12 protein-coding genes and 1 pseudogene are annotated in these 12,843 nt (G+C 66.9%); 1 reads left to right on the top strand and 12 read right to left on the bottom strand.

Annotated features, from left to right (window positions below; all coding sequences use genetic code 11):
- Positions 1 to 14: 14 nt before the first annotated feature.
- The 5 genes and pseudogenes from nuoE to ACDP63_RS14065 form a co-directional block, all read right to left on the bottom strand.
- A pseudogene (nuoE, locus tag ACDP63_RS14085) lies at positions 15 to 713 on the bottom strand (NADH-quinone oxidoreductase subunit NuoE); the annotation flags it as partial.
- On the bottom strand, positions 713 to 1,951 hold the full coding sequence (locus ACDP63_RS14080; protein ID WP_024843168.1) for an NADH-quinone oxidoreductase subunit D: 1,239 nt from the start codon (positions 1,949 to 1,951) through the stop codon (positions 713 to 715). The pseudogene nuoE and the gene ACDP63_RS14080, both read right to left, overlap by 1 nt.
- Positions 1,952 to 2,003: 52 nt before the next feature.
- On the bottom strand, positions 2,004 to 2,630 hold the full coding sequence (locus ACDP63_RS14075; protein ID WP_024843169.1) for an NADH-quinone oxidoreductase subunit C: 627 nt from the start codon (positions 2,628 to 2,630) through the stop codon (positions 2,004 to 2,006).
- A 3-nt stretch (positions 2,631 to 2,633) separates the two neighbouring features.
- A complete protein-coding gene (locus ACDP63_RS14070) occupies positions 2,634 to 3,167 on the bottom strand; it encodes a NuoB/complex I 20 kDa subunit family protein (protein ID WP_024843170.1) in 534 nt (177 codons plus the stop codon).
- Positions 3,158 to 3,523, bottom strand: coding sequence for an NADH-quinone oxidoreductase subunit A (locus ACDP63_RS14065; RefSeq protein ID WP_011748536.1), 366 nt, complete (start codon positions 3,521 to 3,523; stop codon positions 3,158 to 3,160). The genes ACDP63_RS14070 and ACDP63_RS14065 overlap by 10 nt, the downstream gene beginning before the upstream one ends.
- 368 nt (positions 3,524 to 3,891) lie before the next feature.
- On the opposite strand from ACDP63_RS14065, the gene ACDP63_RS14060 reads away from it, so the two are divergent.
- Positions 3,892 to 4,239 (top strand): DUF488 domain-containing protein, encoded by a 348-nt coding sequence (locus tag ACDP63_RS14060; protein ID WP_024843171.1) that lies wholly within the window; start codon positions 3,892 to 3,894, stop codon positions 4,237 to 4,239.
- On the opposite strand, the gene ggt is transcribed toward ACDP63_RS14060, so the two are convergent.
- From ggt to ACDP63_RS14025, 7 genes are all read right to left on the bottom strand, one after another.
- A complete protein-coding gene (gene ggt, locus ACDP63_RS14055; protein ID WP_177209311.1) occupies positions 4,233 to 5,972 on the bottom strand; it encodes a gamma-glutamyltransferase in 1,740 nt (579 codons plus the stop codon). The two genes, ACDP63_RS14060 and ggt, sit on opposite strands and share 7 nt — an antisense overlap.
- 206 nt (positions 5,973 to 6,178) lie before the next feature.
- Entirely contained in the window at positions 6,179 to 8,734 is a 2,556-nt protein-coding gene (gene topA, locus ACDP63_RS14050; protein ID WP_024843173.1) for a type I DNA topoisomerase, read from the bottom strand.
- Between the two features lie 125 nt (positions 8,735 to 8,859).
- Positions 8,860 to 9,696, bottom strand: a complete 837-nt coding sequence (locus tag ACDP63_RS14045) for a ferredoxin--NADP reductase (protein WP_024843174.1) — start codon at positions 9,694 to 9,696, stop codon at positions 8,860 to 8,862.
- A 55-nt stretch (positions 9,697 to 9,751) separates the two neighbouring features.
- Positions 9,752 to 10,123, bottom strand: a complete 372-nt coding sequence (locus tag ACDP63_RS14040; RefSeq protein WP_024843175.1) for a DUF934 domain-containing protein — start codon at positions 10,121 to 10,123, stop codon at positions 9,752 to 9,754.
- A complete protein-coding gene (locus tag ACDP63_RS14035; RefSeq protein WP_024843176.1) occupies positions 10,120 to 10,851 on the bottom strand; it encodes a phosphoadenylyl-sulfate reductase in 732 nt (243 codons plus the stop codon). Before ACDP63_RS14035 ends, ACDP63_RS14040 begins: the two co-directional genes overlap by 4 nt.
- The gene (locus tag ACDP63_RS14030; RefSeq protein WP_024843177.1) at positions 10,844 to 12,508 is read right to left on the bottom strand and encodes a nitrite/sulfite reductase; all 1,665 of its coding nucleotides are present in this window, start codon (positions 12,506 to 12,508) and stop codon (positions 10,844 to 10,846) included. The genes ACDP63_RS14035 and ACDP63_RS14030 overlap by 8 nt, the downstream gene beginning before the upstream one ends.
- The gene (locus ACDP63_RS14025) at positions 12,501 to 12,827 is read right to left on the bottom strand and encodes a DUF2849 domain-containing protein (RefSeq protein ID WP_024843178.1); all 327 of its coding nucleotides are present in this window, start codon (positions 12,825 to 12,827) and stop codon (positions 12,501 to 12,503) included. Before ACDP63_RS14025 ends, ACDP63_RS14030 begins: the two co-directional genes overlap by 8 nt.
- Positions 12,828 to 12,843: the final 16 nt, after the last annotated feature.

Genomic DNA, 12,843 nt, shown 5'->3' with positions numbered 1-12,843 from the left:
CCGTTCTGCGCCGCAAGCCAAGGCGTCGTGATCGGCACCTCGGTCCCGTCGATGCGCTTGATCGTGTCGCCCAGCTGCACCGCCCGCGCCACGCTGGCGTTATAGGTCTCGCCGCCCTTCAGCGCAGCCAGCGCCACCGGACCGCCCAGCGGCTCGGCCGAGAAGCGGCCGTTCTGCGGGCCCGGCACCGGCACCTCGCCCGCCGCGAAGCGGTCGATCAGCGCCGACAGTTTCTCGGCCGTCAGATCCTCGTAGAAATCCTTGCCGATCTGGGCCATGGGCGCGTTGGTGCAGGCGCCCAGGCATTCGACCTCTTCCCAGGAAAACCGGCCGTCCGCCGACAGCGCATGCGGCTCGGGCGCGATCTTTTCCTTGCAGACCCGGATCAGATCCTCGGCGCCGCAGATCATGCAGGTGGTGGTGCCGCAGATCTGGATATGCGCGACCGAACCCACCGGCTGGAGCTGGAACATGAAATAGAAGGTCGCGACCTCCAGCGCCCGGATATAGGGCATCCCGAGCAGGTCGGCGCAATATTCGATGGCCGGGCGGCTCAGCCAGCCTTCCTGTTCCTGGGCGCGCCACAGGACCGGGATGATCGCCGATTGCTGGCGGCCTTCCGGGTATTTGGTCATCTGGGCGCGGGCCCATTCCAGGTTGGCGGGCGTGAACTCGAAGGAGTCCGGCTGGATGGGGGACAGACGGCGCAGCATCAGCGGTCAACCTCTCCGAAAACGATGTCGAGCGTGGCGATGATCGCCGGAACGTCGGCCAGCATGTGACCGCGCGACATCCAGTCGATCGACTGGAGATGCGCAAAACCGGGCGCGCGCAGCTTGGCGCGCCAGGGCTTGTTGGTGCCGTCGGCGACCAGGTAGACGCCGAACTCGCCCTTGGGCGCCTCGACGGCGGCATAGACCTCGCCGGCCGGAACCCGGAAGCCCTCGGTGTAAAGCTTGAAGTGATGGATCAGGCTTTCCATGTCGCGCTTCATCTCGGCGCGCTTGGGGGGCGTCAGCTTGCCGCGGGCCAGCACGTCGCCCGCGGGCTCGGCGCGCAGCTTGCGGACCGCCTGCTGCATGATCTTGCAGGATTCGCGCATCTCGGCCATGCGGCACAGATAGCGGTCGTAGCAGTCGCCGTTCTTGCCGACCGGGATCTGGAAGTCGAATTCGTCATAGCATTCATAGGGCTGCGCGCGGCGCAGATCCCAGGCCAGGCCCGAGCCGCGCACCATGACCCCGGTATAGCCCCAGTCCAGCGCATCGTCCTCGGTCACGATGCCGATATCCACCAGGCGCTGCTTGAAGATGCGGTTTTCCGTCAGCAGCGTGTCGAGGTCGTCGACCAGCTTCGGGAAACGCTCGCACCATTCCTCGATGTCGTCCAGCAGGTCGGGCGGCAAATCCTGATGCACCCCGCCGGGGCGGAAATAGGCGGCATGCAGCCGCGCCCCGCAGGCGCGCTCGTAAAAGATCATCAGCTCCTCGCGCGCCTCGAAACCCCAGAGCGGCGGGGTCAGCGCGCCGACGTCCATGGCGCCGGTGGTGATGCCCATCAGGTGGTTCAGGATGCGGCCGATTTCCGAGTAAAGCACCCGGATCAGGCTGGCGCGGCGCGGGATCGTGGTGCCGGTCAGCCGTTCGATCGCCAGGCACCAGGCATGTTCCTGGTTCATCGGCGCCACATAGTCCAGCCGGTCCAGATAGGGCAGGTTCTGCAGATAGGTGCGGCTCTCCATCAGCTTCTCGGTGCCGCGGTGCAGCAGGCCGATATGCGGGTCGGCGCGTTCGACGATCTCGCCGTCCAGCTCCAGCACCATGCGCAGCACGCCGTGGGCGGCCGGGTGCTGGGGACCGAAGTTGATGTTGAAGTTGCGGATGCTCTGCTCGCCGGTCAGGGCGTCCATCGAGCCGTCGTCATAGCTGTTCTTGCGGATGTCGCCGTCCATGGTCAGCCCTCAAATCCGATGCGTGGCGCGCAGGCAGGCTGCGCGGCTGCGGTCACTTCTTCGCCTCCGGCGCCTTCTCGTCGCCCGGAAGCACGTATTTCGCGCCCTCCCAGGGGGACAGGAAGTCGAACTGGCGGTATTCCTGAACCAGGTTCACCGGCTCGTAGACCACCCGCTTCTCGATGTCGCTCCAGCGCACCTCGGTATAGCCGGTGGTGGGAAAGTCCTTGCGCAGCGGATGGCCGCGGAAGCCGTAATCGGTCAGGATGCGGCGCAGGTCGGCATGGCCCGAAAACAGGATGCCGAACAGGTCGAAGACCTCGCGCTCATACCAGCCGGCGCCGGGGAAGACGCCGGTCAGGCTGGGCACCAGCTCGTCCTCGCGCACCTGGACCTTCACCCGGATGCGCTGGTTCTGATACATTGACAGCAGGTGATAGACCACGTCGAAGCGCGCCGGCCGTGCCGGGTTGTCCACAGCGGTGATGTCGATCAGCGTGGAAAAACGGCAGTTCGGATCGTTGCGCAGGAACTCGATCAGGCCGATCACGCCCGAGAGCGTCGCGTTCACCGTCAGCTCGCCGAAGGCGACCTGGGTCGAGATCACGTCGTTTCCGCGGCGCAGCGCGATATGCTCGGCCAGTTCCAGCAGGGCGGCGTCAGAGAGGGCTTCGGACATGGCTCACCTCACCAGCGTGCCGGTGCGCCGGATGCGGCGCTGGAGTTGCAGGATGCCGTAGAGCAGCGCCTCGGCGGTCGGGGGGCAGCCGGGAACATAGATGTCCACCGGCACGATGCGGTCGCAGCCGCGCACCACCGAATAGGAATAGTGATAGTAGCCGCCGCCATTGGCGCAGCTGCCCATCGAGATGACATAGCGCGGCTCGGGCATCTGGTCATAGACCTTGCGCAGCGCCGGCGCCATCTTGTTGGTCAGCGTGCCCGCGACGATCATCAGGTCCGACTGGCGCGGCGAGGCACGCGGCGCAGTGCCGAAACGCTCCAGGTCATAGCGCGGCATCGAGGTCTGCATCATCTCGACCGCGCAGCAGGCCAGGCCGAAGGTCATCCAGTGCAGGCTGCCGTTGCGGGCCCAGTTGATGATGTCCTCGGTCGTGGTCAGCAGGAAGCCCTTGTCCTGCAACTCGCGGTTCAGCTCGGCCGTGGCGACGTCGCGGTCGGCACCGGCGGTATTCAATCCGGTCATCACGCCCATTCCAGCGCCCCCTTCTTCCATTCATAGGCAAAGCCCACGGTCAGGACCGCCAGGAACACCATCATGCCCCAGAAAGCCACGTCCGACAGGCTGGCAAAGCTGACCGCCCAGGGGAACAGGAACGCGACTTCCAGGTCGAAGATGATGAACAGGATCGACACCAGGTAGAAACGGACATCGAATTTCATCCGCGCGTCGTCGAAGGCGTTGAAGCCGCATTCATAGGCGCTGACCTTTTCCGGGTCCGGGTTGCGCACGGCGATGACCGCGGCCGCCAGAATCAGCACGATGGCAAGCGCCGAGGCCATTCCCAGAAAAACCAGGATCGGCAGGTATTCTTGCAGCAGGTATTCCACTGGGTTGGGCTCCCTTTCGCTCGCAGGAACCCGACTGGCGTCCCGCGATGGGTTTGGCTAAGGTCCGTTTATCCCCGGTCGCGGATATGGTCAACGGTGCCACCCGGCGTCAGGCCGGCTTTGCGCCCCCTGCAACGCGACAAAACCGCGCGCCCCGGCGCCGGATCGCGGGGTATTTCAGTCGGCTTTCCTGCCGGCGCGAGCCCGCCCCCCTTGCCCATGCCCGCAAGGACGGCCCACACCCGCCGGCACCGCCCTTGCCGGCTCGCCGCCCCGAGAAACCATGGTCCCGCCCGCGCGGAACCCCCGGCGACCGGCAGGGAACCCGCCGGGCCGTCCGGGAATTTCCCTTGCAAAAGAGGCTTGCCATGACCGACATCTTTCTCCGCCGCGCCTATGATCCGCCCCGTCCGCATGAGGGGCGCAAGGTGCTGGTGGACCGCATCTGGCCGCGCGGGATCAGCCGCGAGACGCTGGGGGCCGATCTCTGGCTCAAGGACATCGCGCCTTCGGACGACCTGCGCCACTGGTTCGGACACGACCCCGAGAAATGGCCCGAGTTCCGCCGCCGCTATGCTGCGGAACTGGATGCCAATCCCGAATCCCTGCGCGAGCTGCGGGCGCTGATCCGCAAGGGCCCGGTGACGCTGCTCTACGGCGCCAGGGACACCGAGCACAACAATGCCGTCGCCCTGCGCGATTACCTGGCTCAGTAGCCCAGCGTCGCCGCGTCCGGCCGGCGCGGATCCGAGGCGCCGTAAAGCGTGCCCGTCGCCGGGTCGCGCATGATCGACTGGGTCGAGCCCATCGCCTCCTTGACCGCGACGCCATGCCCCTTGCCTTGCAGGATGCGAATGGTGTCCAGGCTGATGCCCTCTTCCACCCGCAGCTCGTCGGGCAGCCACTGGTGATGGATGCGCGGCGCGGTCGAGGCCTCGGCCACGTTCATGCCGTGGTCGATCATGTTCATCACCACCTGCAGGACCGTGGTGATGATCCGTGCACCGCCGGGCGAACCGGTAACCAGCCAGACCTTGCCGTCCTTCAGCACCATGGTGGGGGTCATCGAGGACAGCGGACGCTTGCCCGGCTCGACCGCATTGGCATCGCCCCCGACCAGGCCAAAGGCATTGGGCACGCCCGGCTTGGCCGAGAAATCGTCCATCTCGTTGTTCATCAGGACGCCGGTGCCCGCCGCCACCAGGCCCGATCCGTAATTCAGGTTGATGGTATAGGTGTTCGAGACCGCGTTGCCCTGCTTGTCCACCACCGAGAAATGCGTGGTCTGGTCGGATTCGTAGGGCGCGAGATCGGCCGGCTTGATCATCACCGAGGGCGTGGCGAAATCGGCGCTGATCTTGCGACGCATCTCGACCGCGTAATCCTTGCTGGTCAGCGCCGCCACCGGCACCTCAACGAAATCCGGATCGCCCAGATATTCCGAGCGGTCGGCATAGGCCAGCTTCATCGCCTCGGCCATCAGGTGGATCGTCTCGCCCGAGTTCTGCCCCAGCGCCCCGATCGGATAGCCTTCCAGCGCGTTCAGGATCTGGATCAGATGCACCCCGCCGGACGAGGGCGGCGGCATCGAGACGATGTCATGGCCGCGATAGCTGCCGCGCACCGGCTCGCGCTCGACAGGCTTGTAGGCGGCCATGTCCTCGACGGTGATCAGCCCGCCGGCCTCCTGCACCGCGCGGGCGATGGCCTCGGCCACCTCGCCCTTGTAGAATCCGTCCGGCCCCTCGGCGGCGATCTTCTTCAGCGTCGCGGCCAGATCGGCCTGCACCAGCCGGTCGCCGGGCCGATAGGCCGCCCCACCCTCCTTGAAGAAGATCGCGGCGCTCGAGGGAAACTTCTCCAGATGCTCGCGCTCGGCCTCGATGCTGTCGGCCAGCTCCGGGGTGACGGTGATCCCCTCCTCGGCCAGCCGGATCGCCGGGGCGATGACCTCGGCCCAGTCCATGCTGCCGTATTTGTCCAGCGCCAGCTTCATCCCCGCCACCGTCCCCGGCACGCCCGAGGCCGCGCCGCTGTAAAGCGACTTCTCGCTGTCCGCCTCGCCCGCCGCGTCCAGGAACATGTCGCGCGAGGCGCCCTGCGGCGCCATCTCGCGATAGTCGATGGCATGGGTCTGGCCGGTCTCGGCATCATGGACCAGCATAAAGCCGCCGCCGCCGATATTGCCGGCACGCGGCAGGGTGACGGCCAGGGCAAAGGCCACAGCCACGCTCGCGTCGACCGCGTTGCCGCCCTGGGCCATGATGTCGCGGCCGATCTCGGCTGCCAGCCGCTCCTGCGCCGAGACCATGCCGCTTTCCGCCCAGACCGGATGGATCCGGTCCATCACGTCGAAGATCGCGGCCTCCTGCGCTGCCGCTGGAAATGCGATGCAGCCGGCCAGCACGACGGCCGACACCCGACCCATCCCCACGATTCGTTCCTTCATGGCGCCCTCCACTCAACCCTTGCGGGTCGAGCCTAGCAGCAGAACGGCTCGGATCAAAAAGCCAAAACCGCGGCGCCGCGCCAGCGTCCCGCTCGTGTCATGGGTATTTGAAGAACAGAGAAGACCTGTGCAGCACCCGATTTTCAGCGCAATCGCCGCTTCTTCGTTCCTCAAATACCCATGACGCAGCCGCGCAGCCGGGCGTCTTAGCCGGCCTTCTTCGCCTTGGCCGCAGCCGGCTTCTTGGCAGCGGTCTTCTTTTCGGCGGGCTTTTTCGCGGCAGCCTTCTTCGCCGGTTTCTTGCCGGATTTCGCGGCCTTCTCGGCAATCAACTCCAGCGCGCGCTCCAGCGTGACCGCGCCGGGCTCCAGGTCACGGGGCAGCGTCGCATTGACCTTGCCCCATTTGACATAGGGGCCATAGCGGCCGCTCATCACCTGCACCGGCCCACCCTCGGGATGCTCGCCCAGTTCCGCCAACGGCGCGGCGGCAGCCGCCCTGCCCCGCACCTGCTTCGAGGCCAGCACCTCGACCGCGCGGTTCATGCCGATGGTGAAGACCTCGTCCACGTCCGGCAGGTTGGCGTATTTCGCGCCATGCTTCACATAGGGGCCGTAGCGGCCGATGCCGGCCTCGACCGGCACGCCGTCCTCGGGATGCAGGCCGATCTCGCGCGGCAGCGACAAGAGCGCCAGCGCCCGCTCCAGGTCGACCGAGGCCAGATCCCAGCCCTTGGGGATCGAGGCGCGCGGCGGCTTCGGCTGTTCAGCCGTCGCCTCGCCACGCTGGACGTAAGGCCCGAAGCGGCCGTTCTTCAGGCTGATCTCGTCGCCCTGGTCCACGCCCAGCACGGTATCGCCCACCACATCGGCATCCGGGCTGCTGATAGGCCGGGTGAAGCGGCAATCGGGATACATCGAGCAGCCGATGAAGGCCCCGCCCGAGCGCGCCGTCTTCAGATGCAGCCGTCCCTTGTGGCACAGCGGGCATTCGCGCGGATCCGACCCGTCGGGCCGCGGCGGGTAGAGATGCGGCGCCAGCGCCTCGTCGATCGCCTCCAGCACCTCGGAGATGCGCAGCTCGCTGGTGCCCTCCAGCGCGGCGGTGAAATCCCGCCAGAAACGGCGCAACACCTCGCGATAGGCGCGCTCGCCCGAGGAGATGTCGTCGAGCTCCCCCTCCAGGTTGGCGGTGAAGTCGTAGCTGACATAGCGCGGGAAGTATTTCTGCAGGAAGATGGTGACCAGCCGGCCCTTGTCCTCGGGGATCAGGCGGTTCTGCTCCTTGCGGACATAGTCGCGGTCCTGGATCGTGCCGATGATCGAGGCATAGGTCGAGGGCCGGCCGATCCCCAGTTCCTCCATGCGCTTGACCAGCGTGGCCTCGGTATAGCGCGGCGGGGCCTGGGTGAAATGCTGCTCGGGGGTGACCGCGCGCTTCTCGGCCGTCTCACCCTCGTGGATCAGCGGCAGGCGGCGGCCGTCCTCGTCCTCCTCGTCGTCGCGGCCCTGATCATAGACCCGCAGGAAGCCGTCGAACAGCATCACCTGGCCATTGGCGCGCAGGCCCACCTGCCCGTCGGCCGAGGCAAGCTCGACCGTGGTGCGCTCCATGCGGGCCGATTCCATCTGGCTGGCCAGGGTCCGCTTCCAGATCAGGTCGTAAAGCGCCTTCTGGTCCTTGTCGGCGACAGGAAGGCGGTCCGGCGACAGCATCATGTCGGTCGGCCGGATACATTCATGCGCTTCCTGCGCGTTCTTGGCCTTGTTCTTGTACATGCGCGGCGATTTCGGCAGGTATTCCGCCCCGAACCGCGCCTTGATGGCATCGCGCGCCGCCATCACCGCCTCGGGCGCCATGTCGATGCCGTCGGTCCGCATATAGGTGATGTGGCCCGCCTCGTAGAGCCGCTGCGCCGCCGACATGCAGGCCCGGGCGCCAAGGCCCAGCTTGCGGCTGGCCTCCTGCTGCAGGGTCGAGGTCATGAAGGGCGGCCAGGGATTGCGGCTGGCGGGCTTGGCGGCGACGCTGGCGACGCTCAGGTCGCGCGAGGTGATCGCGGCCACGGCGAGCTTCGCCTGCTCCTCGGTGGCGATGTCGAAGCGTTCCAGCTTCTTGCCGCCGAAGACAGTCATGGTCGCATCGTATTCGTCGCCGCGCGGCGTCGCCAGCCGGGCATGGACCGACCAGTATTCGCGGGCCTTGAAGGCCTCGATCTCCATTTCCCGGTCGACGATGATGCGCAGGGCGACCGACTGCACCCGGCCCGCCGACTTGGCGCCCGGCAGCTTGCGCCACAGGACCGGCGACAGGTTGAAGCCGACCAGGTAGTCCAGCGCCCGGCGCGCCAGATAGGCATCGACCAGCGGCTGGTCGATCTGGCGCGGATTGGCCATGGCCTCGGTCACGGCATTCCTGGTGATGGCGTTGAAGGTGACGCGGCTGACCTCGGCGCCCTTCTTCAGCGCCGGCGCCAGTGTCTCCAGCAGGTGCCAGGAGATCGCCTCGCCCTCGCGGTCGGGGTCGGTGGCCAGGATCAGCTTCGGGTCCGAGGCCAGCGCATCCTTGATCGCCTTGACGTGCTTCCTGGATTCCGAGGCCACTTCCCATTTCATGGCGAAATCCGCCTCGGGATCGACGCTGCCATCCTTGGGCGGCAGGTCGCGCACATGCCCGAACGAGGCCAGAACCGTATAGTCGTCGCCCAGGTATTTGTTGATCGTTTTGGCCTTGGCCGGTGATTCAACGACGACGACGGGCATGAAGATTCCTTCGCTTGATTCGGCGCCGGAACATGGGCGTCGCCCGGCGAACTGTCAACGCCGGGCTTCTTTCTTGTCCAAATATCCTGCGGGGGTCCGGGGGCGCAAAGCCCCCGGCTGCGGCGTCAGATGCCGTCGCCGACGAAGGCCTTCTCGACCACGAACTCCTTGGGATCGCTGTTGGCGCCCTCGCGCAGGCCGAAGCCTTCCAGTACCGCCTTCACATCGGTGTTGAAGGCCAGGCTGCCGCAGATCATGGCGCGGTCATTTGCCGCATCCATTGGCGGCAGGTTCAGGTCGGCGAACACCTTGCCCGAGGTCAGGTTGTCGGTGATCCGGCCCGTGTATTGCGTCGCTTCCCGCGTCGTCGTCGGGTAATACAGCAGCCGGCTGGCGAATTCCTCGCCGTAAAGCTCGCCCAAGAGCGGGTCGTGGCGCAGGTTCTGGACCAGTTCGCGGCCATAGGCCAGCTCGTCGGCGGTGCGGCAGGTATGCATCATCACCACCTGCTCGTAGCGCTCATAGGTCTCGGGGTCGCGCATCAGGCTGGCAAAGGGCGCGATGCCGGTGCCGGTGGCCAGGAACCACAGCCGCTTGCCGGGTAGGAGCGCGTCCAGCACCAGCGTGCCCACCGGCTTGGGGCGCAGGATGATCTGGTCGCCCGGCTGGATGTTCTGCAGCCGCGAGGTCAGCGGCCCGTCCGGCACCTTGATCGAATAGAATTCCAGCTCCTCGTCCCAGTTGGGCGAGGCGATGGAATAGGCGCGCAGGATCGGCTTGCCGTTGTCGTCCGGCAGACCGATCATCACGAATTCGCCCGAGCGGAAGCGCAGGCTGGCCGGCCGCGTCACCCGGAACGAGAACAGCCGGTCCGTCCAGTGCCTGACCGAGGTCACGGTCTGGGCGTCGGGCAGCGTCTTGGCGGGTTTGGCGGCAAGGTCCACGGAAAGATCCAGTGTCATATTCGGGATTCCCGGTCTATCTAATGCATGGGAGGACGGGGCGAAACCCCAGGTTTCAGCCGGCGAGCCGCGACCGATGGTCCCAGTCGCGCCAATCGGCGCGATAGAGCCATTGGTCCTGCGGCTGGCGCTCGGCCAGCGCGGCGGGGATCTGCACCTCGTCGAAGCCGACGCGGCGGGCCATGGCATATTGGTCCGCGATCAGCTTGCCCACGGCGCGCAGCCGGCCCTTGTAGCCCTTCTGGCGCAGCATGCGGGCCAGCGAGAAGCCGCGCCCGTCGGTCATGGCCGGAAAGTCGATGGCGATCAGGTCATGCGCCAGATAGGCCTCGAGATCGGCCAGGCTCGTATCGGGCGCCAGGGTGACCGGCTCGGCCCCGTCATGGGGGTGGAAGCCGTCATCGCGGACCAGAATGAAATCGCTCATGCCTTCGCTCCTGTGCGGACCATGCGCCCGCCGATGAAATGGATGCCGCATTCGGTCTTCTGGCTGCCCCGCCAGCGGCCGGCGCGCGGGTCTTCGCCCGGCTTGACCGGCGAGGTGCAGGGCGCGCAGCCGATCGAGGCATAGCCCCTGGCGACCAGCGGGTGACGCGGCAGGTTGTTCTCGGCCATGTAGTCCTGGACGTCCTGCGGACGCCAATGGGCCAGCGGGTTGATGCGCAGCCGCGACGGCGGCTCGGCCTCGAAGAACTCCAGCTGCTGGCGCTCGCCGCCCTGGAAGCGCTTGCGGCCGGTGATCCAGGCGTCGAACCTGGACAGCTCGCGCTCCAGCGGCACGGTCTTGCGGAAATCGCAGCAGGCATCGGTGTTGAACCGGTGCAGCGTGCCGTCCGGGTCGTTCAGCGCCACCTCGCGCTCGGTGGCGCGGATCACCCGCACATCGGTCAGCTTCAGCCGTTCCGTCACTTCCAGCTGATAGTCCAGCGTCTCCTGGAACAGCATCATCGTGTCGATGAACAGCACCGGCGTTCCCGGCGCCACCACCGAGACCATGTGCAAAAGCACCACCGATTCCGCCCCGAAACTGGAAACCAGCGTGGTCGAGCCCAGGTCGGGGTCGCGCAGGGCGCGCCGCAGCACCTCGGTCGCCGCGTGGTGGCGATAGCGGTCGTTCAGCCGCGCCGCGCGGGCATCCAGCGCCTGATCAAGCATCGGCCGGATACAGCGCCGCCTTGAACGGAGCCACCCCCAGACGGCGATAGGCGTCGATGAAACGCTCCTCGGGCGATTCGCGCAGTTCCAGGTAGGCGTCGATCAGCCGGTCGATGGCCGGCACCACCTCGTCCGCCGGGAAGCCGGCGCCGGCGCGCTGGCCCAGGGTCGGGGTCTCGTAGCCGTCGCCACCCAGCGTGATCTGGTAGTTCTCGACCCCGGCCCGGTCCAGGCCCAGGATGCCGATATGGCCCAGGTGGTGATGGCCGCAGGCGTTGATGCAGCCCGAGATGCGGATCTTCATCTCGCCAATCTCGTCCTCCAGGCCGCGGGCGCGGAAATGCGCGGCGATGTCCTGCGCGATCGGGATCGAGCGCGCGGTGGCCAGGGTGCAGTAATCCATGCCGGGGCAAGAGATGATATCGGTGATCTTGCCGAAATTCGCCGTGGCCAGCCCCGCCTGGCGCAACGCGGCGTAAAGCTCGGGCAGGTCGGCCTTGCGCACATGCGGCAGCACCAGGTTCTGGTCGTGGTTCACCCGGATGTCGCCATGGGCCAGCCGCTCGGCCAGGTCGGCGACCAGCCGCATCTGCTCGGCGCTCATGTCGCCCGGCGTGGCGCCCGGCGCCTTCAGCGTGACGATGACGCTGGCATAGCCCGGAACGCGGTGCGGATGCAGGTTGCTGTCGGTCCAGGCCCGGAAGGCGCCGTTCGCGGCACGCGCCGCCTCATAGCCCTCGACCGGGGCATCGCGGAATTCCGGCGGCGCGAACCGGGCGCGCAACTCGCGCAGGATCTCCTGGTCCAGGCCCGAGAACTGCCGGCGGCGGTGTTTGAACTCTTCCTCGACATCGGCCCGGAACACGTCGAGGCCGCGCTCGTTCACGGTGATCTTGATCCGCGCCTTCCACTTGTTGTCGCGCCGGCCGGTCAGGTTGTAGACCGACAGGATCGCCTCCAGGTAAGGCAGCAGGTCGGCCTGCGGCAGGAAATCGCGGATCACCTGGCCCAGATAGGGCGTGCGGCCCAGCCCGCCGCCGACCCAGACCTGGAAGCCGCGCGCGCCGTCCTGTTCGACGATGCGCAGCCCGATGTCATAGGCCGAGACCGCCGAGCGGTCCTGCTTGCCGGCCGAGACCGAGATCTTGAACTTGCGCGGCAGGAACTGGAACTCGGCATGGTCGGTGGACCAGATGCGGATCAGCTCGGCCCAGGGGCGCGGATCCTCCAGCTCGTCGTCGGCAGCGCCGGCGAAAGCGTCGGCATTGACGTTGCGGATGGTGTTGCCCGAGGTCTGGATGCTGTGGATGCCGACCGAGTTCAGCGCCTCCATGGAATCGGGGATGTCGACCAGCTTGTGCCAGTGGAACTGGATATTGGTGCGGGTGGTGAAATGGCCATAGCCGCGGTCCCAGCGTTCGGCCACATGGCCCAGCATGCGCAGCTGGTCCGGGGTCAGCGCGCCATAGGGGATCGCCACCCGGTACATGTAGGAATGCAGCTGCAGGTAGACGCCGTTCTTCAGCCGCAGCGGCCGGAATTCCTCTTCGGTCAGGCTGCCGTCCAGGCGGCGCTGGACCTGCTGGCGAAACTGCTGCGTGCGGTGGCGCAGGTATTCGCGATGCTGGTCGTTGTGCTGGGGACGCGCGTCAAACATTGCTGGCCTCGAACTCGGCTTGCTGGAAATGCTTGTGGGTCGGGCCGCTGCGGCGGAACGCCTCGCGGAAATGGGCCGGCTCGGGGCGGCCGTCGGCGCCGCGCTTCGCCTCGACCAGGTAGGGGCCGACGACGAGATGGGCCTGAGAGGTTGCGTCGAGCAGCGCCAGTTCGGCGATGGCCTCGTCCTCGAACAGCTCGGCCTCGCGGGGGTCCGCGGTCCACTTGCCATCGCGCATCCACACGCAATGGCCCATGCGCAGGTCATTCGCGGTGATGACGCCGGGGGTCGCGGGGGATGGGGTGAAGCCTTTGGACATGGCCTTTGCCTTTCGT

Origin of the sequence: Paracoccus sp. P2, from assembly GCF_046335115.1 — a bacterium.
Classification (GTDB): domain Bacteria; phylum Pseudomonadota; class Alphaproteobacteria; order Rhodobacterales; family Rhodobacteraceae; genus Paracoccus; species Paracoccus pantotrophus.
Note: the sequence above shows the minus strand (reverse complement) of the source record. Positions and strands in the feature narration are given on the sequence as shown.